Raw genomic sequence first — 22616 nt, forward strand, 5'->3', positions numbered from 1 at the left:
GCCGGCGCATGTCGTGCCACCCGCACCTCGAGGCTGTCGTCTTCGCCGAACTGGCGCCGCACCTCGATCTCGCCCAGGGCGTTGCGGTTGAGAAGCTCGGCCAGCGCCTCGATGAAGGCTACGTCCGCGTCGGTTCTTTGTTTGCTCATCCCGTCCTCGATCGGTCCTTGCCGTGGTCCGTTTGATCTGATGCCCGAAGTTGCCCGCTTATACGCGACATGGATTCTGGTGAAAAGGCGCGATGTTCGCCGGATGGCAAACCCTTCCGTTCGCAGCAGCCGCCTTGCTGTCTGCGCCCTTTCGCGCGCCTGTGTTTTCGTGCAAATCTGACGCATCAGCAGGCACCGGCCATCCCGTGGCTGGCGGTGCCGGATCGCGCACAGGAGGTTCGATGGCCCGCTCCGCCCTGACGGGAACCCGCATTCGCCAGCGCCGGACCCTTGCCGGACTCGGCCAGGCCGAGCTTGCCCGGCAGGTCGGGGTCTCGCCCTCCTACCTGAACCTGATCGAGCACAACCGCCGCCGCGCCGCGCCGGAGCTGCTTGAAAAGCTGGCGCAGGCACTCGGTGTCGAGGCCGAAGCGCTGAGCGAAGGCGCAGATGCGCGGCTGCTCGAGGCAATGCGCGATGCGGCGGTCATGGCCGGCGACGAGGTCGTGCCCGGCCCGGAACTGGACCGGATCGAGGAACTGGCCGGGCGTTTTCCCGGCTGGGCCGGGGTGCTGGCGGCGCAGCACCGCCGGCTGAGTGCGCTGGAGCATGTGATCGAGCGGCTGACCGACCGCATGACCCATGACCCGCATCTTTCCGCCTCGCTCCACGAGGTGCTGTCGGTGGCGGCCTCGCTACGCTCAACCGCGGCGATCCTGGCAGAAACCGATGATATCGACCCGCAATGGCGGGCGCGGTTTCACCAGAATCTTCATGCCGATTCGCTCAGGCTGACCGAAGGCGCGCAGGCGCTGGTCGGGTATCTCGAGGCCTCGCAGCAGGAAGAGACCGGCATCGCCGCCCCGCAGGAAGAGCTCGAAAGCTGGCTGGCCGCGCGCGGTTTTCACATTGCTGAACTGGAAGGCCCCAACCCCGCCGCGCCCGAGACGCTGATTGAAGGTGCGGCCCAGTTGGCCAGCCGTTCGGCGCGTCAACTGGCGGTGGCGCATCTGCGCCGCTATCGCCGCGATGCCGAGGGCCTGCCGCTGCGGCGGCTTCTGGCCGCGGTTGCCGAACATGGCGCTGACCCGCTGCACCTGGCGCCGGTGGCGGGGCTGGGGGGCGACCTGCCCCGGCTGCTGCGGCGGCTGGCCTGCCTGCCGCCGCGCGCCGCTGCTTCTGCGCCCGTCGGGCTGGTGGTCTGCGATGGCTCGGGCACGCTGACCTTTCGCAAGCCGATAGCCGGGTTCGGGTTGCCGCGTTTTGGCGCGGCCTGCCCGCTCTGGCCGCTGTTCGAGGCGCTCTCGCGTCCGCTTCAGCCGATCCGCCGCATGGTCGAAATGTCGGGCCGCCTTCCGCAGCGGTTCGAGGCTTATGCGGTCAGCACCGTTCTGCAGCCACCGGGGTTCGAGACGCCGCCGGTGATCGAGGCGACGATGTTGATCCGCCCCGCGCCCGAAGATGGCGATGGCGCCGAAGTGTCCGCCGGGCAGATCACCGCGGTGGGGACAAGCTGTCGTATCTGCCCGCGCCCCGATTGCCCGGCGCGACGCGAGCCGTCGATTGTCGCCGGCGAGCCCGCTGGACAACGCGTATAGCCCGACCGCCCGCGCGCCGTCTGTTGCGGGCCTGCCTGTCATTTGCCGCCTTCGAAAGCGCCCGCTCTGGTGCGCCGGCCCTTCCGCCTTGGCCGCCGGGTTTGTCGCGGCGGATATAAGGTGTGCTTATGAAGGGTCTCGGAAAACGGTATTTCCGTGCCTTTCCGCGCGCCGTTATGGGTGTCATTGCCCTGCGCGCGGCAGAGCGCAGGAAGGGTTTGACCCGGAGGCGTGCCCGTGGCGGCCTGGAAAGGCCCCTGATGCAAGCCCGCGCAGAGGCCCGGAATGAGGCCCGCATAGAGGAACGTGACGTGAGCAATATCGAGGCCGTAGCATTTCCCGAGGCGTGTCTTGTCGGCTGCCCGCAATTCATTGATGGCGAATGGACCGAGGGCCGCGGGCCGGAACTCACGGTGCGCGACAAGTTTACCGGGGCGGCGCTGGCCACAGGGCGCGCGGCCGAACCCGCCGAAGTGTGCAGGGCCATCGATGCGGCCGAGGCGGCCTTTCGCAAGGGGCCGGCCCCCGCGCATGAGCGCGGCGCCGTTCTCGACCGTGCCGCCGCGCTGCTGCTGGACGGCCGGGAGAAATTCATCGCGCTGCTGCAGGCCGAGGCGGGCTTTACCCACGCCGATGCAAGCGGCGAGGTGATGCGCGCGGCTGAAACCCTGCGCCTTTCGGCCGAGGAAGCCCGGCGCCTGACCGGCGAGATGGTGCCGTTCGAGGGCGCGCCGGGGCAGGCCCGGCGGCTGGGGTTCACCTTGCGGGTGCCGCTGGGCGTGGTGCTGGCGATCACGCCGTTCAACGCACCGCTCAACACGGTTGCGCACAAGCTTGCGCCGGCTTTTGCCGCCGGAAATGCGGTGATCGTCAAGCCCTCCACCTTGACGCCGCTTACGGCAGTGCGGCTGGCCGGGCTGTTGCAGCAGGCCGGGGCGCCACGCGGTTTCGTGCAAGTTCTGCATGGCGATGGTGCGGTCGCGCAGCAGGCGATTGCCGATGAAAGGGTGCGGTTCATTGCCTTCACCGGCTCCACTGGGGTGGGGCGGAAGATCCAGGCGGCGGCGGGGCTGCGGCGCACGCAGATGGAGCTTGGCTCGATCGCCTTCACCTTGCTGTGCGAGGATGCCGATCTGGATGCCGCGCTGCCCAGGATCATCGCGGCAGGCTATCGCAAGGCGGGGCAGGTCTGCACCTCGGTGCAGATGCTGATGGTGCATCGCAGCCGCCTGCACGAGGTCAGCGAACGCCTTGGCGCGATGGTGCGGGCGCTGGCCCATGGCGACCCGCATGCCGAGGGCACGTTTACCGGCCCGCTTATCAGCGAAGAGGCCGCGCGCCGGGTCGAACTCTGGGTGGAGGAGGCCATCGCCCAGGGCGCGACGCGGCTGGCGGGTGGCCCGCGCAAGGGGGCCGTGGTGCCGCCCACGCTGCTGGCCGACATCACGCCCGACATGCGTGTGGGCCGCTGCGAGATTTTCGGCCCTGTCATCTGCCTGCGGCCCTTCGACGATTTCAACGAGGCGATCGCGGCGGTGAACGCCACGCCTTTCGGCCTGGCCACAGGGATCTTTACCAACCGGCTCGACCTGGCCTTTGCCGCCGCGCGGCAGCTCGAGGTGGGCGGCGTGCATATCAACGAAACTTCAAGCTCGCGCGTTGATTTGATGCCCTATGGCGGCTCGAAGGACAGCGGCTTCGGGCGCGAGGGGCCGCATTACGCGGTGCGCGAGATGACGGAAGAACGGATCGTAAGCTTTCGCGCCTGACCGCGCGTCGCCACAAAAAGGGAACGAGGGGGAGAAACCGACATGGCGGGCCATCACCTGCATTGCATCACCAAGAACGGCACCAACCCGGCCTATTTCGGGGCGCGGATCGGTGTGGGACGGGTTGCCGGGGCGCTTGGCTGCACCGTGACCAGCACCTACCCCGAAACGCCCGATGACCCCGACGAGCAGGCAGAGCTTCTGGCCACCGCGCTGGCCGCGAAACCCGATGCGATCATGCTTGCGCCGGCGCATCCCACGCGCCTGAACAGCCTGATCGCGCAAGTGCGCGCGGCGGGCATACCGCTGGTCTGTTTCGTCAGCTACCCCGAGGGCGGCCCCGAGGTTGCGCCTGATTGTTTCGTCACCTCGGACAATTTCGCGCTGGCCGAGGGGATTGCCCGCTACCTGATCGATTTCATGGGCGGGGCGGGGCGTTTCGTGCTTGTCGAGGGCGCTGCCATCTCGCCCACCAGCCCGCCGCGCACCGAAGGGTTCGAAAAGGCGCTTGCAGCCTATCCCGCAGCGCAGCTGGTGGATCGCTGCGTGGGCAATTACCAGCGCCCTGACGCGCTGGCGGCGATGACCGACCTGCTGGCGCGCACGCCTGACTTTGACGGCATCCTTTGCGCCAATGATTTCATGGCCATGGGCGTGATCGACGCGCTGGAGGCGGCGGGCAAACAGGCCGAGCTGGTCAGCGTGAACGCCATGCCTGACGCCATCGCCGCGATCAAGGCCGGCAAGATGCGCGCCACCGCGGCGTTCGACGCGATGAAGATCGCCTGCGCCGCCACCCATGCCGCCGTGCGCCTGATCGAGGGCAAGCCGGTGCCGAAGGTTCTGGAACTGCCGGTCGAGATTGTCGATGCCGGCAACTGCGCGCAATGGGATCGCCCCTATGAAGAGCGCGACCTGCCGGACTGGCAGGCGCTAACGGGCACTGCCTGAGATCTGACGTAAAGGCCCGCAGCGCATTCGCTGCGGCAATACCGAAAGGCGCGACGGATGCGCGACATGGAGGAGGAGACACCATGAAATTCACAGCAACCATAATGGCGGCGGCGCTCGGGCTGGCCGTGGCGGGCGGCGCACAGGCCGAAACCCGCGATTACCTGATCGGCACCGGCGGCAGCGGCGGCACCTTCTATCCGGTGGGCGTGGGCATCGCCACGCTGGTCAAGCTCAAGCTGGGCACACGCCAGGAAGAGCAGGTCAACATGTCGGCGATCACCTCGCAGGGCTCGTTCGACAACGTCAACATGATCGCCGATGGCCGGGTCGATTTCGGCATCGCGCAATCGCTCAACACCGATTGGGGCTATCGCGGCGTGGGCGATTTCGAAGGCACCGGCCCCAAGGAGAACCTGCGCGCCGTGGGCGCGATCATGTTCAACACCAAGATGTTCATTGCCCCCAACGAACTGGCGCCCACCGGGACCATGGATGACCTGTTCGAGATGGAGGGCAAGCGCGTGGTGCTGGGGCAGCAGAATTCGGGCGGGCTGCTTTCGTTCAACGAGTTTCTGTCGAATATCGGCATCGACGACCCGGAAAGCTTCTTCCAGCAAAGCCATGTGGGCTTTCAGCAACGGGCCGAGGCCTTCATCAACGGCACGCTCGATGCGATCAACCTGACTTCGGGCGTCCCCAATGCCGCCGCGACCATGGCGATGGCCGCGCTGGAAGGCCGGGTGACGATGCTGAGCTTCAGCCCCGAGATGCGCGAGCAGATGACCACCGGCACCGTCTGGGGGCCCTACACGATCCCCGCGGGCACCTATCCGGGCCAGAACGCGCCGGTCGAGACCATCGCCCAGCCCAACCTGCTGCTGGTCGGCGACCATGTGCCTGAACAGGATGTCTATGACATCACCAAGGTGATGTATGAAAACGTACCCTTCCTGACCAGCGTGCATGGCTCCTTCGCCGACATGAGCATCGAGTCGGCCATCGGCGGTATCACCATTCCGCTGCATCCGGGGGCTGCACGTTTCTACCGCGAGCAGGGGCTGGATATTCCCGATCATCTGATCGCCGAGTAAACGCAACAGGCCGGGCCGGGAGGCTTACGCGAATGTCCACACAGGCACCCGAGGCCGTGGCCGAACAGGAGGGGGGGCTGAAAAGCCGCCTCTCCCACCCGCTGATCGGGCCGCTTTTCGTGACGGCGGCAGTGATCACCTCGGCGATTCATGTCTATTTCAACTCGCTGGGGCTGATGTCCGAATTGCGCTTTGCGGCGATTCACTTCGGGCTGTTCGGCTTCATCGGTGCGCTGCTGTTTCCGTTTCGAAAATCCGAGGCGACAACGGTGCGTGGCATATCGCTCGATCTGCTGGTGGGCAGCATCGCGCTGTTCTGCGGCATCTATTTCCTGTTCAACGATTACGATTACTGGGCGCGCGGCGGGCGCATGGCCGGGATCGACCCCTATGTCGCCCTTGCGGCGGTGGCGGTGGCGCTCGAGCTGCTGCGCCGCACGATGGGCATCTTCATCCCGCTGCTGATCCTCTTCATGCTCAGCTATGCCGGGTTCTGGGGGCAGCATATCTCAGGGGTGTTCCGCTTTCCGTCGATCTCGGCCAACGAGATCCTCGCGCGGTCGTATTTCGGCGATCTGGGCCTTTTCGGACAGATCGCGCAGATTTCCATGACCTATGTGTTCATGTTCGTGCTGTTCGGCGCCTTCCTGGTGAAATCGGGCGCGGCCGAGTTCATCATCGACCTGGCGCGTTCGGTCGCGCGCCGCGCCATCGGCGGCTCGGGCATGGTAGCGGTGATGGGTTCGGCGCTGATGGGGTCGATCAACGGCTCGGCGGTGGGCAATATCGCCACCACCGGGGTTGTCACCATCCCGCTGATGAAGCGCTCGGGCTACACGCCCCGCTTTGCCGCGGCGGTGGAAACGGCGGCCTCGACCGGCGGCCCGCTCCTGCCGCCGATCATGGGGGCGGGCGCTTTCGTGATGTCGAGCTACACGCAGATTCCCTATGTCACCATCGCCGCGGTGTCGGTGCTGCCGGCGCTGCTGTATTTCGCATCGGTCCTCTTCTTCGTGCGGATGGAGGCCATTCGCGAGGGCGCGACCGAGTTCGTGGACCCCGATGCGCGCCCGATCGCGCGGGTGCTGAAGGATGGCTGGCATACGCTCATGCCGGTTCTGGTGCTGGTGGCGTTGCTGGTCGTGGGCTACAGCGCCACTTATTCGGCGGCGGGCGCGATCGTCTCGGTGATCGTCTTCTCGTGGCTGTCGCCGCGCAACCGCATGGGGCCGCGGCAGGTGGTCGAGGCAATGATCGACGGCACCCGCAACGCCACACCCACGGCGATCCTGCTGGTGGCGATCGGGCTTCTGGTGGGGATCCTGGGCACTACGGGCTTTGGCCCGACGTTTTCGCTGATGATCCTGGAATGGTCGCGCGGCAGCCTGCTGCTGATGCTTCTGTTCATCGTGCTGGTGTCGCTGGTGCTGGGCATGGGTTTGCCGGTGACGGCCGCCTATATCGTGCTGGCAACCATCTCGGCGCCATCGCTGGCCGATCTCATCACCTCGGGGCATGTGATCGACATGATGGTCGCGGGCAACCTGCCCGATCAGGCGGGCATGTTCTTTCAACTGGCCGAGCCAGCCTTCCCCGCGATGATGGAGGCCGGGCTGACCGCGGCCCAGGCGCGCGCGTTGCTTGACGGCTTGCCGCTGGAGTTGCGCGCGACGCTGCGGCCGATGGTGCTGGAGCCGGAACTGATGATGCTCTCGCTGCTTTCGGCGCACATGATCATCTTCTGGCTGTCGCAGGACAGCAATGTCACGCCGCCGGTGTGCCTGCCCGCCTTTGTCGCGGCGGCCATTGCGGGCAGCGCGCCGATGCGCACCGGGCTGACCGCCTTCCGGCTGGCCAAGGGGCTATACATCGTGCCGCTGCTGTTCGCCTTCACCCCGCTTCTGAGCGGTGACTGGGGGACGATGATGACCATCTTCCTGCCGGCGCTGATCGGCATTCATGCGCTTGCGGCGGCGCTTTCGGGGGTGATCGAACATCGCGCGGGGCTGGCCCTGCGGCTGGTTTCGCTGCTTTTGGGAGCGGTGCTGCTATGGCCGCTGGAGGCGGAACTGAAAATCATCCCTGCGGCGCTTTATCTCGGGCTGCTCTGGTGGAGCTGGCGGCGGCGGCTGGCACAGGCCGAGGCGCTGCCGGCGCGGTGACTGCCGGCGCGCTGAACGGCAGGGGCGGGGCCGGAACGGCGGGCAGCGGCGTTCCGGCTTGCGCCCCGCCCCGCCCTGTCACATCGCGTCAGTGCGTGGCGGAGCCGGAGAAAAGCTGGATCACCAGAATCCCCGAGATGATCATCGCCAGCCCGATCACCGCCGGCAGATCGAGCTTCTGGCCGAAAACGATATAGCCGATCGCCGCGATGAAGCAGATGCCAAGCCCCGACCAGAAAGCATAGACCACGCCCACAGGCATGTAGCGCAGCGTCAGCGACAGTAGGTAGAACGACACCGCGTAGGAGACGATCACCAGCGCCGATGGCCCCGGCCGGGTGAACTGCTTGCTGGCCTGAAGCGCCGTGGTGCCGATGGTCTCGAAAAGGATCGCGGTGCCGAGAAACAGCCAGTGCATGTCACGCCCTCCGGTAATGCCGACGCGCCGGACATAGCATATGCGGCGGGCGCGGCAATGCCGGGTGAACTGGGCCGGGTGAACTGGGCCGGGTGAACTGGGCCGGGTGAACGGGGCCAGGTGAACCGGGGAGGGAGGCGCGGGCGAAAGCGGCCGGGCGGGGCGGGAAAGCCGGGGGGCTGTCTGCCCCCCGGACCCCCCGAGGATATTTCACCCACAGTGAAGGGGCTGTGATGCGCAAGGTCAGAGCGGGCGGGGGCGCCTGGCGGTTCAGGTCTTGCGGCGGAACCGGAGATGCGGGTGCGGGCTGTTTTCAGCGAGTGCCTTCGGTCAGCCGCCGCTTGACATAGCCAGTGACCATATCGACCACCGTGTCCATGTGCTCGTCTTCGAAGAAGTGGCCGGCCCCCTCGATCTGCTCATGGGTGATGGTGATGCCCTTCTGTTCGTGCAGCTTGGCTACCAGCGCCTCGGTATCCTTGGGCGGCGCCACCCGGTCGGCGGTGCCGTTGACGATCAGGCCCGAGGCCGGGCAGGGCGCGAGGAAGGTGAAATCATACATGTTGGCCGGCGGCGCGAGCGAGATGAAGCCGGTGATGTCGGGCCGGCGCATCAGGAGCTGCATTCCGATCCAGGCGCCGAAGCTGAAGCCCGCCACCCAGCAATGCTTGGCGTTCTGGTTCATCGACTGGAGATAATCGAGCGCCGCGGCCGCGTCGGACAGCTCGCCCACGCCCTGGTCGTATTCGCCCTGGCTGCGCCCGACACCGCGGAAGTTGAACCGCAGCACCGAAAAGCCCATCCGGTGAAAGGCGTAATGCAGGTTGTAGACAACCCGGTTGTTCATCGTGCCGCCGAACTGGGGATGCGGATGCAGGATCAGCGCAATCGGCGCATCACGTTCCGGCTGCGGATGGTAACGTCCCTCGAGACGGCCTTCAGGGCCGGCAAAGATCACCTCGGGCATTCAGTTGCCTGTCTTTCCTGTGCTTGGTATGCAGGAACGTCACGTTGACGGCCTTGCATGACCAATCTAGAATGATTCTAATGTATGGCCGCGCCCCCGATGGGGCATCGCGACCGCCGATCGTGCAGCAGTTAAGCGGCGCCGCGCGTCACGTCAATGTTTTTGCCCCGGGTAACGATATGAAACTCTCTACAAAAGGCCGATACGCGATGGTGGCGCTCGTCGATCTGGCGCTGTCGGACGGGGGCGCGCCGGTTTCGCTGGCCGAGGTATCGAAACGCCAGCAGGTATCGCAGGCCTATCTCGAGCAGCTTTTCGTCAAGCTGCGCCGCGCCGGGCTTGTCGAGTCGGTGCGCGGGCCCGGCGGCGGCTATCGGCTGGCGAGATCGGCCGATGCCATCCGCGTGGCCGATGTGCTGGAGGCGGTGGATGAAACGGTCAGCGCCATGCATACCGGGGCAGGGGCCTCGGGCGGGGTTTCCGGCACGCGTGCGCAATCGCTCAGCAACCGGTTGTGGGAGGGGCTTTCGGCGCATGTCTATGTGTTCCTGCACCAGACGCGGCTGTCGGATGTGGCGGGCAATGCGCTTTCGCCCTGTCCGGCGGTGCCCAACCTGTTCGAGGTGGTGGACGATTCATGAATGGGACGCGCTGCTATCTTGACTGGAATGCCAGCGCGCCGCTGCGCCCCGAGGCGCGTGCGGCGCTGATCGGTGCGCTTGATGTCACGGGCAACCCTTCGTCGGTGCATGCCGAGGGGCGCGCGGCGCGGGCGCTGGTGGAAAGGGCGCGCGGGCAACTGGCCGCGGCGCTGGGGGCCGAGGGGGCGGATATCGTGTTCACCTCGGGCGCGACCGAGGCTGCGGCGCTGGCGCTTGCGGGGCGCGACCTGGTGGGCGCGGGGATCGAGCATGACGCGGTGGCGGCCTGGATCGACCCGATCCTGCCCTGCGATGGCGAGGGCCGTGTCACGGTACCCGACCCGGCACAGGCGACGCTGCAGATCGCCAATTCGGAAACCGGGGTGGTGCAGGTGCTGCCCGAGGGGCTGGCCGTTTCCGACCTGACACAGGGTTTCGGCAAGCTGCCGATCGCCTTCAACTGGCTGGGCTGCGAGATGGGCTTTGTCTCGGCCCACAAGATCGGCGGACCCAAGGGGGTGGGGGCGCTGGTGCTGCGGCGGGGGCTGGACCTGGCTGCGCAGATAAAGGGCGGCGGGCAGGAAATGGGGCGCCGCGCGGGCACCGAGAATGTCGCCGCCATTGCCGGATTCGGCGCCGCTGCCGAGGCGGCCGCGCGGGATCTTGCGCATGGAGCCTGGGCGGAAGTCGAGGAAATTAGAAATATTCTAGGTTGCGCTCTGGAAGCGGTTGCGCCAGAGACTATTTTGGTCGGGAAAGGCGCTGCGCGTCTGCCCAACACCTTGTGCCTGGTCACGCCCGGCTGGAAGGGCGAGACCCAGGTGATGCAGATGGACCTGGCTGGGTTCGCGGTATCGTCGGGCTCGGCCTGTTCCTCGGGCAAGGTGCGCGAAAGCAGGGTCTTGCGGGCGATGGGCCTTGAGGCGCGCGCGGCCGGTTCGGCCTTGCGGGTGTCGCTGGGGCCGGGGGTGACGAAAGAGGATGTGCTGCGTTTCGCCGATGCGTGGGAGCGGCAGTTGAAAAGGTTCAGGGCGCGGGCGGCCTGACAGGGCCGGCGCCTGAAGGTTTGGAAACGGGGGCGCGTGGTATCGTGCCCCTCAGCGAACAGGAAAGACGGGTAATAGGCATGGCTGCACTGGACGAGACGGAAGTGCGCGAGGGCGTCGATCGCGAGACGGTCGAAACCGTTGCGTCGATGGCCGGGAAGTACAAGCACGGCTGGGAAACCGATATCGAGATGGAGTTCGCCCCCAAGGGCCTCAACGAGGATATCGTGCGCCTCATCTCGGAGAAGAACGGCGAACCGCAGTGGCTGACCGACTGGCGGCTCGAGGCGTACCGCCGCTGGCAGAAGATGGAAGAGCCCGAATGGGCGATGCTGAACATCCCGCCGGTGGATTACCAGAACCAGTATTACTATGCCAAACCCAAGAGCATGGTGGACAAGCCCCAATCGCTTGACGATGTGGACCCCAAACTGCTGGAAACCTATGCCAAGCTGGGCATCCCGCTGAAGGAGCAGATGATCTTGGCGGGTGTCGAAGGGGCCGATGGCGAGATGGGCGAGGGCCGCAAGGTTGCCGTCGATGCGGTGTTCGACAGTGTCAGCCTTGGCACCACCTTCAAGGAAGAGCTCGCCCGCGCCGGGGTGATCTTCTGTTCGATCTCGGAAGCGGTGCGCGAGCATCCCGAACTGGTGAAGAAATATCTCGGCTCGGTCGTGCCGCAATCGGACAACTTCTTTGCCGCGCTCAACTCGGCGGTGTTCTCGGATGGCTCGTTTGTCTATGTGCCGCCGGGTGTGCGCTGCCCGATGGAGCTGAGCACCTATTTCCGCATCAACGCCGAAAACACAGGCCAGTTCGAGCGCACGCTGATCATCTGCGACCGCGAGGCCTATGTCAGCTATCTGGAGGGCTGCACCGCCCCCAAGCGCGAGACGCACCAGTTGCACGCGGCGGTGGTCGAGATCGTCGTGCTGGAAGATGCAGAGGTGAAATACTCCACCGTGCAGAACTGGTACCCAGGCGACGAGGAAGGCCGCGGCGGCATCTACAACTTTGTCACCAAGCGGGCCGATTGCCGCGAGGACCGCGCCAAGGTGATGTGGACGCAGGTGGAAACCGGCAGCGCGATCACCTGGAAATACCCGTCCTGCATCCTGCGCGGCAATGACACGCAGGGCGAGTTCTACTCGATCGCCATTACCAACAACTGGCAGCAGGCCGATACCGGCACCAAGATGATCCATCTGGGCCGCAACAGCAAAAGCCGGATCGTCTCGAAGGGGATTTCGGCCGGCCACGCTCAGAACACCTATCGCGGGCTGGTCTCGATGCACCCGAAGGCCAAGAACAGCCGCAACTACACCCAGTGCGACAGCTTGCTGATCGGCGATCAGTGCGGCGCGCATACGGTGCCCTATATCGAGGTCAAGAACACCTCTTCGCGGGTCGAGCACGAGGCCACGACCTCCAAGGTCGATGACGACCAGCTTTTCTATTGCCGCTCGCGCGGGATGGACGAGGAAGAGGCCGTGGCGTTGGTGGTCAACGGCTTCTGCAAGGAGGTGTTGCAGGCCCTGCCGATGGAGTTCGCGATGGAAGCGCAGGCGTTGGTCGCGATCTCGCTGGAGGGGAGCGTCGGCTGATGCTCGATCTGCTGAGGGATTTCGTGGCGAATTTCTCAGGTGATGTGCGGCGCGGGCTGGATGCGCCGACACAGCACCTGATGACGGGCAAGCTGGCCGCGTTGGCATTTTCGGTGCCGGTGATCGTGCTGCTGGCCGTTGCCACGCCCCTCGGCCTGCTCTGGGCGCTGATGGTGGGGGTTCTGGTGCAGCTTGTGCTGGGCTGGGCCATCGCCGGGCGCGCAATGCGAAGGAACGGTGGCTGAACCGCAAAAGCGGGTCAGTGCGAACGGGAACGGCACCGCAAGGCCGGCCCTGCCAAGGGGCGCCACGCGGTGCGAGGAAACGGATGGAAGAGACAGAGATGCTGGAAATCAAGAACCTGCACGCGCAGCTCGAGGAAGACCCGGATGTAAAGATCCTCAATGGCGTCAACCTGACGGTAGAGGCCGGCAAGGTGCATGCGATCATGGGGCCCAATGGTTCGGGCAAATCGACGCTGGCCTATGTGCTTTCGGGGCGCGAGGGCTACGAGGTGACCGAGGGCAGCGTGTCGCTCCTTGGCGAGGACATTCTTGAAATGGAACCCGAGGAGCGCGCCGCGGCGGGCATGTTCCTGGCGTTCCAGTATCCGGTCGAGATCCCCGGCGTGGGCAACATGACCTTCCTGCGCACGGCAGTGAACGCACAGCGCAAGGCCCGCGGGCAGGAGGAGATGTCCTCGACCGAGTTCCTCAAGGCGGTGCGCGACAAGGCCAAGACCCTCAAGATCGAGCCGGAAATGCTCAAGCGGCCGGTCAATACCGGGTTTTCCGGCGGCGAGAAGAAGCGCAACGAGATCCTGCAGATGGCCATGCTCGAGCCGAAGATGTGCATCCTCGATGAAACCGACTCGGGGCTCGACGTGGACGCCATGAAGCTGGTGGCCGATGGCGTGAACGCACTGCGCGATGCGAACCGGGGCTTTCTGGTCATCACCCATTACCAGCGGCTGCTCAACCATATCGTGCCTGACGTGGTGCATATCATGTCGCAGGGCCGCATCGTGAAGACCGGCGGGGCGGAGCTTGCGCTCGAGGTTGAGGAAAACGGCTATGCCGACATTCTGGCGGAGGCGAAGTGATGGCATTGCGCAGGGAAGTTCTGCTCAAGGCCCGGCAGGAGGCCGCGTCGGCGCGGCTTGATGCGCTGACGCTGCCTGCCGGGGGCGGCTGGATCACGCGAGCGCGCGAGGATGCGTTGACGCGTCTGCGCGCGATGGGCCTGCCCACGCGGCGCGATGAATACTGGAAGTTCACCGACCCGGCCGCGCTGGTCGCGCCGGCGACGGACAGCGCGGAACTGCTGGGCGAAGACCCGGACGGCACGGTTTTCGACACGATCGACCGGCTGAAGATCGTATTTGTCGATGGTGAATTCGACGCCGACGCCTCGGACGACCTTGCGGCCGAGGGGCTTGAGATCACGCGGCTGGCCGAGGCGGCAAGGCATGACCTGCACTGGGCGCGCGATGCCTATGGCCTGCTCGAGGCCGAAGGGCAGGCGCCGGTCGAGCGCCCGCTGGCCGCGCTCAACACCGCGTTTGCGACTGACGGGGTGCTGATCCGGGCCACCGGCAAGGTCTCGCGCCCGGTGGCGCTGCACTACCTGCGCAAGGATGGCAACGCCGACGCGATGGTGCATCACTGCATCAAGCTTGAGCCGGGCAGCGAGATGACGCTTCTGGAAAGCGGCGCGGCAGCGGCCCGCTTCAGCCAGGTGCTCGAGGTCGATGTGGGCGATGGTGCGCGGTTCAATCATGTGCGCACCCAGGGCCGCGACCATGAGCGGGTGTCGAACAGCAACCTTTTCGCCCGCGTGGGCGAGGGGGGCGTGCTGAAATCCTTCACGCTTTCGGCCAATGGCGCGCTGACGCGCAACGAGGCCTTCATCACCCTCAATGGCCGTGACGGGGTGGCCCATATCGCCGGCGCGGCCTTGGGCGACGGGGCGTTCCACCATGACGACACGGTGTTCATCACCCATGCCGCCCCGGCCTGCGAAAGCCGCCAGGTCTACAAGAAGGTGCTTCGCGGCGGGGCGACGGGGGTGTTCCAGGGCAAGATCCTGGTGAAACAGCCCGCGCAATTGACCGATGGCTACCAGATCAGCCAGGCGCTGCTGCTGGGGGGCGATGACAGCCAGTTTCTGGCCAAGCCCGAGCTTGAGATCTACGCCGATGACGTGAAATGCAGCCACGGCTCCACCACGGGCGAGATCGACCCCGAGCAGCTGTTCTACCTGCGCTCGCGCGGGATGCCCGAGGAAGAGGCTTCGGCGCTTCTGGTGCTGGCATTCGTGGCCGAGGCGATCGAGGAGATCGAGAACCCCGACCTGGCCGAGGATGTGCGCACCCATCTGGCCGGCTGGCTTGACCGGCACCGCGGCTGAACATGTCGGTCAGCGCCCTGATCCTGCGCAGCTATCTGGCGCCGCGTTCGGTGATGCGGTTTCACCTTGACCGGGGCATCCGGGAAGAGCGCTCGCTCGGGTTTCTGGCGCTGGCCTGCGTGCTGATCTTCATCGGGCAATGGCCACGCCTGGCCCGTGCCGCGCATCTCGACCCTGAGATCCCGCTGGATGCGCGCATTGTCGGGGCGCTGCTGGCGGTGGTCTTCGTGCTGCCGCTGATCTGCTATGGCGTGGCATTGCTCAGCCAGCTTGTGGCGCGGCTGTTCGGGCGGCCGGTATCAGGGGGCGCGGCGCGGCTGGCGCTGTTCTGGGCGCTGCTGGCGGTCAGCCCGTTGATGCTGTTGCATGGCGCGCTGGCGGGGTTTGCCGGGCCGGGGGGCATCACATTGCTTGCGGGCGCGGGTGTGTTGTGCGCATTTGCCATCATCTGGGGGGCAGGTCTGCGCGAAGCCGCGCTTGAGCCCCCCGCGACGACCGCCTAGAAGGTGCGCATGGATACATCTGCTTCCGCCTTTCTGGCGCTTGTCCGCGAAACCCTGTCCGATCCACGCGCCGGTGCACGGCGGGTGATATCCGTCGATATTCCGATGTCGGCGCGCTGGCAGGCTTTCTTGCTGGTGATCGTGCTCAGCGTGCTTCTGGGGCGCGTCGCGACGCTGCTGATGCTGGGGACCGACGCGCTGAACGGCGGCATGATGGCCAGCCCCCTGCAATCGGGAATGCTGCAGGGCGGGGCATTGCTCCTGCTGGTCTTTGCCACCTTCAATGTCGGGCGCCTCATGGGCGGGCAGGGCAGCTTTGCCGATACGCTGATCCTGGTCACCTGGCTGCAGGCGCTGTTGCTCCTTGTGCAGGTGGTGCAGGTGCTGGCGCTGCTCCTGCTGCCGCCCTTTGCCGGGATGCTGGGCATCCTGGGCATGGTGCTGTTTCTGTGGCTGCTGACCAATTTCGTGGCCGAGCTGCACGGGTTCGAAAGTCTTGGCAAGGTGTTCGGGGTGATCCTTCTCACCGCGATCGGGCTGGGCTTTGTCGTGACCGTGCTGATGGCGATTCTGGGGCTGGCGCCACCCGAGATGGGCTGACGCCGGCAGTGAGGTGTCCGATGTTCGATGTCGAATCCGTCCGCCGCGACTTTCCGATCCTTGCCCGCAAGGTGAACGGCAAGCCGCTGGTCTATCTGGACAATGGCGCCTCGGCGCAAAAGCCGCGCGCGGTGATCGAGGCCGTGACGCGCAGCTATGCCGAAGAATATGCGAATGTTCACCGTGGCCTGCACTATCTTTCCAACCTCGCGACCGACAAGTACGAGGCCGTGCGAGGGACCGTCGCGCGGTTCCTCGGCGCCCCGCATGAGGACGAGATCGTCCTCAACACCGGCACCACCGAGGGGATCAACCTGGTCGCCTATGGCTGGGCCATGCCGCGGATGCAGCCGGGCGACGAGATCGTGCTCTCCATCATGGAGCATCACGCCAATATCGTGCCCTGGCACTTTCTGCGCGAACGTCAGGGGGTGGTGCTGAAATGGGTCGATGTGGATGCCAATGGCGATCTCGACCCGCAGGCGGTGCTCGATGCCATCACCCCGCGAACGAAGCTGGTGGCCGTCACCCATATGTCGAACGTGCTGGGCACCGTGGTCGATGTGAAGGCGATCTGTGCGGGCGCGCGCGCCCGTGGCGTGCCGGTGCTGGTCGATGGCAGCCAGGCGGCGGTGCACATGCCGGTGAACCTGACTGAGCTGGACTGCGATTTCTACCCTGTCACCGGGCACAAGCTTTACGGGCCGTCCGGATCGGGCGCGATCTGGATCGCGCGCGAACGCATGGCCGAGATGCGCCCCTTCATGGGCGGCGGCGACATGATCCGCGAGGTCACGCGCGATGCCGTCAGCTATAACGACCCGCCGATGAAGTTCGAGGCCGGCACCCCGGCAATCGTGCAGCAGATCGGGCTGGGCGTCGCGCTGGAATACCTGATGGCGCTGGGGATGGAGAATATCGCCGCCCATGAGCGCGATCTGCGCGACTATGCCCGCGTTCGGCTCGATGGCCTCAACTGGCTGAACGTGCAGGGGAAATCGGCGGGCAAGGGGGCGATCTTCTCGTTCACGCTGGAAGGCGCGGCACATGCGCATGACATCTCGACCGTGCTCGACAAGAAGGGCGTCGCGGTGCGTGCGGGCCACCATTGCGCGCAGCCGCTGATGGATCATCTGGGTGTGACGGCGACCTGCCGGGCCTCGTTCGGGATGTATAACACCCGCGACGAGGTCGACAAGCTGGTCGAGGCGCTGGAGCTGTGCCACGAGCTGTTCGCCTGAAGCCGAATCTGCAGGGCGGTGGCAGGAAATGCCTTTCCGGCCGCGCGCCCCTGGTCAGCGGGGGCCTCCGGCGGGGATACTTTTCTCACAGTGAATTTTCTAGGCGCACCTCATTGCTTCACTGTGAGGAAAATATCCTCGCCGAAGGCATCGGTGCGGCGCAGCCGCGCCGAACGCGGGGGCGCGCCCCCGCACTTGCGCTGGCATGTCTCACATCGCGAGCGCGGCGGGGAATACCCCCGTGCGGGGAACATCAGCGCCCGAAGGCACCCGCCGAGAAATCCGCCTCGGATGTGAACATCGCATCAACCATCGTGGCGATCTCCTCTGCGTCCATGCCCTGCCAGCCGCCGAATTTCAGGTTGGCGGCACATTTGCGCACGAGGTCGTCGCGGGTCATCGGCTGGCGCAGGCCGCCGCGCATCTGCGGCTGGTGCTCTTCGATCAGCTCACCCGATTTCATGTGCAGCGCCACGTCGCCGGTATAGTTGGCGGGGTATTCGTTGTCGGGGTCGACGATGAACGCGACCTTGCGGGCCAGTGCCGCGGCGCGCGGGTCGGCCAGCGCCTCTTCGGTGAACTGGGCAAGCCCGGCATCCTGCCAGACCAGCCCGGCAGCCACCGTGTAGGGGCCCGAGAATTTGGCAGCATAGGGCGTGGGCGGCGATTGTTTCAGCGCCAGCGGCTCCCACAGCCGGTGCACGGTGCCGTGGCCGACCTTGCAGGTGATCCGCTCGATCGCGTCCAGGTCGACGCCGCGCTGCGCCAGCCGCACGGCGCAATCGATATAGGGCTGGGTCATGGTCCCGCAGGCATAGGGTTTGAAGGCCACATCGGCTGAAACCCAGCGGCTGCCCAGGCCTTCCGTCAGGATGCTGAAATCGGGCGTGACGCTGGGCGCGAAGGCCTTGTAGAGCCCGTGCGTGCCCTCGAACACACTGACCGGCCCCAGAAAGCCCGCAGCCCCCATCGCGGCGGCGCGGATGCCGGCCTGCGCGGCCCAGCCGGCGTGCATCCGCTTGGTCCAGGTGCCGTCGGCCAGGTATTCGATGATGCCCGAGGCCATCGAACCCGCCAGCCCCAGCGCGTTGACCGTCTGTGCCGCATCCAGCACACGCGCAACCGACACGCCCAGGGCGGCCCCCATGGTGCCCAGCACGGATGTGGGGTGAAAGCCCTGCGCATGGACACCTTTCTGCGCCACGACGCCCAGCCGGCACATCAGCTCCATCCCGGCGGCCACGCCAAGCGCCACGCGCGCCGCGCTCAGGCCGTGGGCCTCGCCCGCAGCGAAGACGGCCGGCACGATCACCGCGCCCGAGTGTACCGGGCAGCCCTCGAAGGTGTTGTCGAAATCCTCGCCATGCGCCGTGGTTCCGTTGATGAGCGCGGCCTCGAACGCATCGCGGCGCTCGCTCGTGCCCATGACGGTGCATCCCCCCGATGAGAGCGCCGAGGACCGCAGCGCCTGCCCGTAATCGGTATCCCAGGCCGCGATGGAAAGTCCGATCGTGTCGAGCATGGTGTTGGCCGCCGCCGCGCGCATCGCCTCAGGCACGTCCTGCGGGCCAAGCTGCGCCGCCCAGTCGGCAATCTGTTGTGATACGGTCGGGCCCTGGGTTCGGGCGGGTTTGTCCTGGACGGTCATGTTGCGGTCTCCTTCATGCTGGCCGGTGGCGGCTGCGCCCCAGTGGCCTAGTCGGCGCCAAAGGCGGAAAGTCCTGTCATATCTGTGTGTTGCGGAATGTTCCGGATGTGGTGCAGCAGCGCCTCGCCGCGCGCCGCCGGCCAGCCGCCATGGGCGATGTTGCCGTGAAACTTGGCGATGATCGCCTCGAGAGGGAGCGGCTCATGCACACCGCCGCGCATATGCGGCTGGTCGAGCGCGATCTGGCGGCCATCGGTCAGGGTGACGCGCATATGGCCCGAATAGTTGCGCGGGTATTCGTTTTCCGGGTCGATCCGGTAGCTGATCTTGCGCGCAAGCTTCAGGATGCGCGGATCGCGCGCCTTTTCATCGGTGAATTGCGCAAGCCCTGCATCGCCCTCCAGAAACCCCACGGCCATGCAATAGGGCATGGAGAACTTGGCGGCATAGCCCGAGGGCGGCGCATGCTTGGCCGAGAGCGGCTCCCACAGCCGATGCACCAATCCCTCGCCGGTGGGGCAGAGGATGCTTTCGATCTGCTCGGCGGTGATGTCATGCTCGCGCAGGCGGATCGCGCAATCGATATAGGGGTGGATCATGGTGCCGCAGGCATAGGGTTTGAACACCACGCGTTCCATGTAGAATTCCTGCCCCAGCCCGCGCGTCAGGTGGCTGTAATCGGGCGTGGCGGTGGGGGCGAAGGCCTTGAAGAAGTTGTGCCCCCCCTCAAGCACCGTGCGCGGCCCGAAAAAGCCGGTGCGCGCGATCACCGCCGCGCGCAGCCCTGATTGCGCGGCCCAGCCGGGGTGCAGCCGCTTGGTCCATGCGCCGTCGGTGAGGTATTCCAGAATGCCCGAGGAAAAACTGCCCGCGATGCCCACGGCCATGGCTAGCTCACGCTTGCCCAGCCCCATGGCGGTGCCCGCGCCCATAGCCGCGCCCAGCGTGCCCACCACGCTGACAGGGTGGAAATTGTTGCGGTGCATGTGCCCGGCGGCGACATGGTTGATCCGGCAGACGGCCTCCATACCGGCGATGATGCCGGTCAGCACCTGCGCGCCGGACAGGCCGAAACGCTCGCCCGCCGCGAGCACTGCCGGGATCACCATCGCTCCCACGCGGATCGGCGCCCCCTCCAGCGTGTCGTCGAAATCCTCGCCATGGGTGGCGGTGCCGTTCACCACCGCCGCCCCGGCGGCATCCAGCCTGCGGGTGTGGCCGATCGCGGTGCAGGGGCCGTCGCTGTCCCAGCCGGTGACGAGTTGGCGGACATACTCGGTGTCGCGCGCCGAGACGCACAGCCCGGCCATGTCGATCAGATCCTTGATCGCGATGTCGCGCGCCGATTGCGGCAGATCCTCGATCCGCCAGGTGCTGAATACCCCGGCCATCTGTTCCGAAAGGGTTTCGCCGGTGATCTTTTCGGCAGGCTCGGCCATGGGTTGCGGCTCCGGTTGTGAAGGGTGCAGGCGGGGGCCGGGTCAGCGCAGATAGGTGCCGCCATTGACATGCAGCACCTGGCCCGTGGTGTAGCGCCCGTCAGGCCCGCAGAAGGCTGCGACCATGCCGGCAATTTCCTCGGAGGTGCCAAGACGGCCCAGCAGGGTGCGGCGATCCTTGTGATGCCCCGGCACCGCCTTGCTGCTCGACGACCCGCGCGAGGTATCCACCATGCCCGGATGGATCAGGTTGACGGTGACGTCATGCGGCGCCAGATCCCAGGCCAGCGCCTTGGTCAGCCCCTCCAGCCCGGCCTTGCCGGTGACCACATGCACCCGGTCGGCCGCGCCCGACCCGCCGGTCATGCCGCCGATGTTGACGATGGTGCCCGCCGGGCTGCGCTTGAGGTGCGGCGCGGCGGCGCGCGCGCACAGGAAGCTGCCGTCAAGGATGATGCCAAGAATATGGTGCCAGTCGGCGAGGGTGATTTCCTCAAGCGGGCCTTCGTGGCGCACGGCGGCGTTGTTGACCAGGATATCGAGGCCGCCGAAGCTGTCGACGGCGGTGTCGATCAGGCGCTGCACGCCGGCCTCGTCGGCCACGTCGGTCAGGCAGCCCGCCGCGCGGCCGCCCTGGGCCTTGATCTCGGCGATGACCTCGTCCATTTCGGCCTGGTTGCTGCGGGCATTGACCACCACGGCCGCGCCGTCCGCCGCGAGGCGCAGCGCGATCGCCCGCCCGATATTGCGGCCGCTGCCGGTGACGACGGCCACGCGACCGTCAAGCGGCCGGGCCGGATTGGGTTCCGCCATGTTTTTTCCTCCCCTTCAAGACTCGCTTATTTTCATATCTTATATAAGATATAATGCCAAGGTGGATGCAGGCATGAAACGCCGGCAAAATCGGATTCCGGGCAGGCGGCAGCAGGGTAACCGGCGGGCAGAATCGCAATCTGGCGTGGTGATGCGAAGGCATTTTCAGTGTATCAGACAGCCAGGAAGACTGCCGGCAGTTTATTCAGAGAGGAACACAGATGGCGACATTGCCTTGGGGAAAACGGCAGCGCGACGCCACTGACACCGAAAGCGAAGCGGCTGAAGGTGCCGGCCTTGCCGTGGTGCAGCCCGCCGCGCCGACCCGCCAGCCGCTTTACCGGCAGGTCAAGCAGCATCTGGTGCGTCGGGTGCTGGCGGGGAACTGGAAGCCTGGCGAACTTCTGCCTTCCGAGATCAAGCTGGCCGAGGAATACGGGCTTAGCCAGGGCACCGTGCGCAAGGCCATTGAGGAAATGGCGCAGGAGGGGCTGGTTGCGCGGCAGGCCGGGCGCGGCACATTCGTGACCTCGCATAGCGGCGATTACCGCCCGTTCCGGTTTCACCGGCTCTGCTCGGACGATGGCTGCAAGATCGCCGGGTCAGAGGTGGATTTCCTGCATATCCGCAACGCGCCGCTGCCAAAGCGCGCTGCGCTGGCGCTGGGGCTGGCGCCCGGCAGCGCGGGGGTCGAGACTTTGCGGCTGCGCCCGCTCGACGGCCGCCCGGTGCTGGTGGAGCATATCTGCCTGCCCGAAAAGCTGTGCCCCGGCATCCGCCCGCGGCTGGCCGAGGCCAAGCCGCCTTCGGTCTATCTGTTTCTGGAACAGCACTACAACATCCTGATCACCGGGGTGGAAGAGCGCATTCGCGCCCGCCTGGCGAGTGCCGAAGAAGCGCGGCTTCTCGGGCTGTCCCCGGCAGCGCCGGTGCTCGAGGTCGAGCGTGTGGCCTACAGCCTTGGCGGCGAGCCGGTGGAATGGCGCACCATGACGGGCGACGCTGCGCGGGTTTTCTATTCCAGCGAGTCGGGCTGATTGCCCGCAGGGCCGTTCTTGCGATGGCGCTGCGCGCCAGTGCATGTCGCGTTCGATCTGCTCCTGCTCGCCCATGCCGCTTGCGGCCCGAGCATGCCCTATGGGCGGAGCCTGGACGAGCCCATTCAACGGAACAGATCCTGGGGTTACGCTTCTGACAAAACGAAAGGGCAGTCCTTGTGCGAGGTGAAGCGCCCTCCTGCCCGGAATCAAGGCGCGAAGCGCCGCCGGGCAGCGCCCGTCCGCCCCCTCGGGCGGGCGCTATTGCAACGGTCCGCCACGAAGTTCGGAGGAAGTGGATTGCGCCATAAAGCGCACCGCACATCCGTTGCCACGCCCACCCGGCGGTCGGGCGCTGCCCTCTGTCTTGTGGCAATATCGAACCAAAAGAAATCCGTCAGCTTTTTCTGAAATTGCTTTGGCGATCTTGCTGTGAACAGCAGCGATTTATCCTCACAAAGCCCGGATGGGCTGCGAGCGACGCGTCTGCGATCTGCCAATCGCGCGCCTCTTGGCCGTTCTTGCAA

20 protein-coding genes and 1 pseudogene are annotated in these 22616 nt (G+C 66.2%); 15 read left to right on the top strand and 6 right to left on the bottom strand.

The features are described from left to right. Positions 1-149 (bottom strand): annotated as a pseudogene (locus tag DQ229_RS00110) (acetyl-CoA carboxylase, biotin carboxyl carrier protein); the annotation flags it as partial. A gap of 242 nt (positions 150-391) precedes the next feature. Between DQ229_RS00110 and DQ229_RS00115 the strand changes: the two are divergent. The 5 genes from DQ229_RS00115 to DQ229_RS00135 all read left to right on the top strand — a co-directional run bounded on the left by DQ229_RS00115 (position 392) and on the right by DQ229_RS00135 (position 7723). Beyond that, positions 392-1747, top strand: coding sequence for a helix-turn-helix transcriptional regulator (locus tag DQ229_RS00115; protein WP_114964299.1), 1356 nt, complete (start codon positions 392-394; stop codon positions 1745-1747). Between the two features lie 260 nt (positions 1748-2007). Next, a complete protein-coding gene (locus DQ229_RS00120; protein WP_114964300.1) occupies positions 2008-3516 on the top strand; it encodes an aldehyde dehydrogenase family protein in 1509 nt (502 codons plus the stop codon). Positions 3517-3558: 42 nt separating this feature from the next. Beyond that, positions 3559-4467, top strand: a complete 909-nt coding sequence (locus DQ229_RS00125; RefSeq protein ID WP_114964250.1) for a sugar ABC transporter substrate-binding protein — start codon at positions 3559-3561, stop codon at positions 4465-4467. An 83-nt stretch (positions 4468-4550) separates the two neighbouring features. Continuing rightward, entirely contained in the window at positions 4551-5561 is a 1011-nt protein-coding gene (locus DQ229_RS00130; protein WP_114964251.1) for a TAXI family TRAP transporter solute-binding subunit, read from the top strand. A gap of 32 nt (positions 5562-5593) precedes the next feature. After that, the gene (locus DQ229_RS00135) at positions 5594-7723 is read left to right on the top strand and encodes a TRAP transporter permease (protein ID WP_114964252.1); all 2130 of its coding nucleotides are present in this window, start codon (positions 5594-5596) and stop codon (positions 7721-7723) included. A gap of 88 nt (positions 7724-7811) precedes the next feature. Here the strand turns inward: DQ229_RS00135 and DQ229_RS00140 are convergent, their stop codons facing one another. Beyond that, positions 7812-8141 (bottom strand): DMT family transporter, encoded by a 330-nt coding sequence (locus tag DQ229_RS00140; RefSeq protein WP_114964253.1) that lies wholly within the window; start codon positions 8139-8141, stop codon positions 7812-7814. Positions 8142-8454: 313 nt separating this feature from the next. Continuing rightward, positions 8455-9108, bottom strand: a complete 654-nt coding sequence (locus DQ229_RS00145; protein WP_114964254.1) for an alpha/beta hydrolase — start codon at positions 9106-9108, stop codon at positions 8455-8457. Between the two features lie 179 nt (positions 9109-9287). Between DQ229_RS00145 and iscR the strand changes: the two genes are divergently transcribed. The 9 genes from iscR (at position 9288) to DQ229_RS00190 (ending at position 17152) form a co-directional block, all read left to right on the top strand. Beyond that, positions 9288-9749 (top strand): Fe-S cluster assembly transcriptional regulator IscR, encoded by a 462-nt coding sequence (gene iscR, locus DQ229_RS00150; RefSeq protein WP_114964301.1) that lies wholly within the window; start codon positions 9288-9290, stop codon positions 9747-9749. Continuing rightward, entirely contained in the window at positions 9746-10795 is a 1050-nt protein-coding gene (locus DQ229_RS00155; RefSeq protein WP_114964255.1) for a cysteine desulfurase family protein, read from the top strand. Before iscR ends, DQ229_RS00155 begins: the two co-directional genes overlap by 4 nt. A gap of 80 nt (positions 10796-10875) precedes the next feature. Next, on the top strand, positions 10876-12399 hold the full coding sequence (gene sufB / locus DQ229_RS00160) for a Fe-S cluster assembly protein SufB (protein ID WP_114964256.1): 1524 nt from the start codon (positions 10876-10878) through the stop codon (positions 12397-12399). After that, complete coding sequence (locus tag DQ229_RS00165; RefSeq protein ID WP_114964257.1) at positions 12399-12644, top strand: hypothetical protein; 246 nt, start codon at positions 12399-12401, stop codon at positions 12642-12644. The genes sufB and DQ229_RS00165 overlap by 1 nt, the downstream gene beginning before the upstream one ends. Positions 12645-12742: 98 nt before the next feature. Further along, the gene (gene sufC / locus DQ229_RS00170) at positions 12743-13501 is read left to right on the top strand and encodes a Fe-S cluster assembly ATPase SufC (protein ID WP_114964302.1); all 759 of its coding nucleotides are present in this window, start codon (positions 12743-12745) and stop codon (positions 13499-13501) included. Continuing rightward, the gene (gene sufD, locus DQ229_RS00175; protein ID WP_114964258.1) at positions 13501-14808 is read left to right on the top strand and encodes a Fe-S cluster assembly protein SufD; all 1308 of its coding nucleotides are present in this window, start codon (positions 13501-13503) and stop codon (positions 14806-14808) included. Before sufC ends, sufD begins: the two co-directional genes overlap by 1 nt. A 2-nt stretch (positions 14809-14810) precedes the next feature. Continuing rightward, on the top strand, positions 14811-15311 hold the full coding sequence (locus tag DQ229_RS00180; protein ID WP_114964259.1) for a YIP1 family protein: 501 nt from the start codon (positions 14811-14813) through the stop codon (positions 15309-15311). A 9-nt stretch (positions 15312-15320) separates the two neighbouring features. Further along, positions 15321-15911: a YIP1 family protein gene (locus tag DQ229_RS00185; RefSeq protein ID WP_114964260.1), complete on the top strand. Its 591-nt coding sequence runs from the start codon at positions 15321-15323 to the stop codon at positions 15909-15911. 20 nt (positions 15912-15931) lie between these two features. Beyond that, entirely contained in the window at positions 15932-17152 is a 1221-nt protein-coding gene (locus tag DQ229_RS00190; protein WP_114964261.1) for a cysteine desulfurase, read from the top strand. Positions 17153-17405: 253 nt separating this feature from the next. Here DQ229_RS00190 and DQ229_RS00195 read toward each other — a convergent pair whose 3' ends face one another. Genes DQ229_RS00195 through DQ229_RS00205 form a run of 3 tightly spaced genes read right to left on the bottom strand, consistent with a single transcriptional unit; the run spans position 17406 to position 21052 of the window. Beyond that, positions 17406-18800 (bottom strand): MmgE/PrpD family protein, encoded by a 1395-nt coding sequence (locus tag DQ229_RS00195; protein WP_114964262.1) that lies wholly within the window; start codon positions 18798-18800, stop codon positions 17406-17408. 47 nt (positions 18801-18847) lie between these two features. After that, on the bottom strand, positions 18848-20239 hold the full coding sequence (locus tag DQ229_RS00200; protein ID WP_202909486.1) for an MmgE/PrpD family protein: 1392 nt from the start codon (positions 20237-20239) through the stop codon (positions 18848-18850). A 42-nt stretch (positions 20240-20281) separates the two neighbouring features. Beyond that, positions 20282-21052, bottom strand: coding sequence for an SDR family NAD(P)-dependent oxidoreductase (locus DQ229_RS00205; RefSeq protein WP_114964263.1), 771 nt, complete (start codon positions 21050-21052; stop codon positions 20282-20284). 221 nt (positions 21053-21273) lie between these two features. Between DQ229_RS00205 and DQ229_RS00210 the strand changes: the two genes are divergently transcribed. After that, positions 21274-22089 carry a GntR family transcriptional regulator gene (locus tag DQ229_RS00210; RefSeq protein WP_114964264.1) on the top strand — a complete coding sequence of 272 codons (816 nt, stop codon included), beginning with the start codon at positions 21274-21276 and terminating at the stop codon, positions 22087-22089. Positions 22090-22616: the final 527 nt, after the last annotated feature.

Source organism: Alkalilacustris brevis (assembly GCF_003350345.1).
Taxonomy (GTDB): Bacteria; Pseudomonadota; Alphaproteobacteria; order Rhodobacterales; family Rhodobacteraceae; genus Alkalilacustris; species Alkalilacustris brevis.

Excerpts from the sequence above, each read along its gene's own strand:
- DQ229_RS00115 (WP_114964299.1), top strand. The coding sequence starts at position 392 with ATGGCCCGCTCCGCCCTGACGGGAACCCGCATTCGCCAGCGCCGGACC.
- DQ229_RS00120 (WP_114964300.1), top strand. The coding sequence starts at position 2,008 with ATGCAAGCCCGCGCAGAGGCCCGGAATGAGGCCCGCATAGAGGAACGT.
- DQ229_RS00125 (WP_114964250.1), top strand. The coding sequence starts at position 3,559 with ATGGCGGGCCATCACCTGCATTGCATCACCAAGAACGGCACCAACCCG.
- DQ229_RS00130 (WP_114964251.1), top strand. The coding sequence starts at position 4,551 with ATGAAATTCACAGCAACCATAATGGCGGCGGCGCTCGGGCTGGCCGTG.
- DQ229_RS00135 (WP_114964252.1), top strand. The coding sequence starts at position 5,594 with ATGTCCACACAGGCACCCGAGGCCGTGGCCGAACAGGAGGGGGGGCTG.
- DQ229_RS00140 (WP_114964253.1), bottom strand. The coding sequence starts at position 8,141 with ATGCACTGGCTGTTTCTCGGCACCGCGATCCTTTTCGAGACCATCGGC.
- DQ229_RS00145 (WP_114964254.1), bottom strand. The coding sequence starts at position 9,108 with ATGCCCGAGGTGATCTTTGCCGGCCCTGAAGGCCGTCTCGAGGGACGT.
- iscR (WP_114964301.1), top strand. The coding sequence starts at position 9,288 with ATGAAACTCTCTACAAAAGGCCGATACGCGATGGTGGCGCTCGTCGAT.
- DQ229_RS00155 (WP_114964255.1), top strand. The coding sequence starts at position 9,746 with ATGAATGGGACGCGCTGCTATCTTGACTGGAATGCCAGCGCGCCGCTG.
- sufB (WP_114964256.1), top strand. The coding sequence starts at position 10,876 with ATGGCTGCACTGGACGAGACGGAAGTGCGCGAGGGCGTCGATCGCGAG.
- DQ229_RS00165 (WP_114964257.1), top strand. The coding sequence starts at position 12,399 with ATGCTCGATCTGCTGAGGGATTTCGTGGCGAATTTCTCAGGTGATGTG.
- sufC (WP_114964302.1), top strand. The coding sequence starts at position 12,743 with ATGCTGGAAATCAAGAACCTGCACGCGCAGCTCGAGGAAGACCCGGAT.
- sufD (WP_114964258.1), top strand. The coding sequence starts at position 13,501 with ATGGCATTGCGCAGGGAAGTTCTGCTCAAGGCCCGGCAGGAGGCCGCG.
- DQ229_RS00180 (WP_114964259.1), top strand. The coding sequence starts at position 14,811 with ATGTCGGTCAGCGCCCTGATCCTGCGCAGCTATCTGGCGCCGCGTTCG.
- DQ229_RS00185 (WP_114964260.1), top strand. The coding sequence starts at position 15,321 with ATGGATACATCTGCTTCCGCCTTTCTGGCGCTTGTCCGCGAAACCCTG.
- DQ229_RS00190 (WP_114964261.1), top strand. The coding sequence starts at position 15,932 with ATGTTCGATGTCGAATCCGTCCGCCGCGACTTTCCGATCCTTGCCCGC.
- DQ229_RS00195 (WP_114964262.1), bottom strand. The coding sequence starts at position 18,800 with ATGACCGTCCAGGACAAACCCGCCCGAACCCAGGGCCCGACCGTATCA.
- DQ229_RS00200 (WP_202909486.1), bottom strand. The coding sequence starts at position 20,239 with ATGGCCGAGCCTGCCGAAAAGATCACCGGCGAAACCCTTTCGGAACAG.
- DQ229_RS00205 (WP_114964263.1), bottom strand. The coding sequence starts at position 21,052 with ATGGCGGAACCCAATCCGGCCCGGCCGCTTGACGGTCGCGTGGCCGTC.
- DQ229_RS00210 (WP_114964264.1), top strand. The coding sequence starts at position 21,274 with ATGGCGACATTGCCTTGGGGAAAACGGCAGCGCGACGCCACTGACACC.